Annotated in this window: 1 protein-coding gene; it reads left to right on the top strand. The window is 58.8% G+C overall.

The features are described from left to right. On the top strand, nt 1-1,776 hold a 1,776-nt coding region (locus IJL83_06505), incomplete at its 5' end, for an ATP-dependent Clp protease ATP-binding subunit (GenBank protein MBQ6553245.1). Nucleotides 1,777-2,215 lie beyond the last annotated feature (439 nt).

The raw sequence follows: 2,215 nt of genomic DNA, 5'->3' as shown, positions 1-2,215 counted from the left end.
GGCCTCGCGCTGAAGATCGCGCAGGGCGACATTCCAGAGAATCTGAAAAACAAGCGTCTGCTCGCGCTTGACCTTACCTCCATGATAGCGGGCACGAAGTACCGCGGCGAGTTCGAGGAGCGCATCAAGGCGGTCATCGACCAGGTCAAGAAGTCCGGCGACGTTATCCTCTTCATCGACGAGCTGCACACGATAATCGGCGCGGGCGGCGCGGAAGGCGCGATCGACGCGTCGAACATCCTCAAGCCGTCCCTCGCCAGAGGCGAACTGCAGGTCATCGGCGCGACCACGCTCGACGAATACCGCAAGCATATCGAGAAGGACAGCGCGCTCGAGCGCCGCTTCCAGCCGATAACCGTCGGCGAGCCGACTAAGGAACAGACCGTGGCGATACTGAAGGGACTGCGCGAAAAGTACGAGGCGCACCACTCCGTCGTTATCTCCGACGAGGCGATAGAAGCCGCCGTCAATCTTTCCTCGCGCTACATCACCGACAGATACCTGCCCGACAAGGCGATAGACCTCATCGACGAAGCGGCGTCCCGCGTCCGCATCGGCAGCCACACGCCTCCGGCGAACGTCAAGGAGGCGGAGGAAAAGGTCCGCTCCGTCGCCGCGGAGCTTGAAGCGGCGGTGCGCGAGCAGAACTTCGAGCAGGCAGCGAAGCTGCGCGACGAACGCGAGCAGGCGGAAGCCGCCGCGAAGAAGGCGCGCGACAAATGGCTCGAGCAGAAGGATAAAGTCAAGGCGATCGTCGGCGAGGAAGAGATCGCCCGCATCGTCACCGCGTGGACGAAGATCCCGGTGCTGAAACTCGAGAAGAACGAGCAGAAGCGCCTGCTGAACCTCGAGAGCGAGCTTCACAAGCGCGTCATCGGGCAGGACGAAGCCGTCAAGGCGGTCGCCCGCGCGATCCGCAGGGGCAGAGCGGGTCTGAAAGACCCGAAGCGCCCCGTCGGCTCCTTCATCTTCCTGGGACCCACCGGCGTCGGCAAGACCGAGCTTTCCAAGGCGCTCAGCGAGGCCGTTTTCGGCGACGAGGACGCGCTGATAAGAGTCGATATGTCCGAGTATATGGAGAAGCACTCCGTCAGCAAGCTCATCGGCTCGCCTCCGGGCTACGTCGGCTACGACGAGGGCGGCCAGCTCACCGAAAAGGTGCGCCGCAAGCCCTACTCCGTGATACTTTTCGACGAGATCGAAAAGGCGCACCCCGACGTCTTCAACCTTATGCTTCAGATACTTGACGACGGCATCCTGACCGACAGCACCGGCAGGAAGGTGGACTTCAAGAACACCGTCATCATAATGACCTCCAACATCGGCGCGCGGCTGATCACCGAGAAGCAGCGCAAGCTCGGCTTCGGCGACGACGCGAACGCCGAGGAGAAGGACTACGAATCGGTCAAGGAGAGCGTGCTCGGCGAGCTCAAGAAGGAGTTCCGCCCCGAGTTCCTCAACCGCGTGGACGACATCATCGTCTTCCGCCGTCTGACCGAGGAGGAGATAAAGCAGATCGCCGCGAATATGCTGAAGTCCGTCGGCGACAGACTAGCGCAGCTTGAAGTCGGCGTTAAGTTCGACAAGAGCGTCACCGAGGCGGTAGCGAAGGCCGGCTTCGATCAGGTCTACGGCGCGCGTCCGCTGCGCCGCGCCGTGCAGAGCATGGTCGAGGATACCGTCAGCGAGGCGCTGCTCGACGGCAGCGTGAAGAAGGGCGGCTCCTACAAGGCGTCCTGCAGGGACGGCAAGGTGGTTTTCAAACCCGCGGACTGATTCCCGGCGCAACCTGAATCGGTTTCCGGTCCGGAAGGCGAGAACCTCGCTTTCCGGGCCGGTTTTTATCACAAAAAACCGCCCCGAAACCGTTATAAAAAGCGGATTCGGAGGGCTCGCAAAAAAAAATAAAAAAATACGAAAAAAGTTCTTGACAAGAGCGAAGGTCGGTGGTACAATAATCAAGCTGTCCCCAAAAAACGGGTGTTTGCGGGGATGCGTACGGACCTTGAAAATTAAACAACATTATGACAATTACCAAAAATGACCCTTAATTTTTTTGAGAGTACTATTTACGTCGTCCGAGAGGGCGAATGTAAATCCAGACGCTAAGCGATTCTGTTTACAGAGTCAAAGCTCTGAAAAAGTGGTTATAGGCGCTTATGCGCTTATGATACGATTTTTTAGAGAGTTTGATCCTGGCTCAGGACGAACGCTG

The organism is Clostridia bacterium, assembly GCA_017438525.1.
Taxonomy (GTDB): Bacteria; Bacillota; Clostridia; order Oscillospirales; family RGIG8002; genus RGIG8002.
The sequence above is the reverse complement of the archived record's forward strand: the minus strand, read 5'-3'. Positions and strand labels throughout refer to the sequence as shown.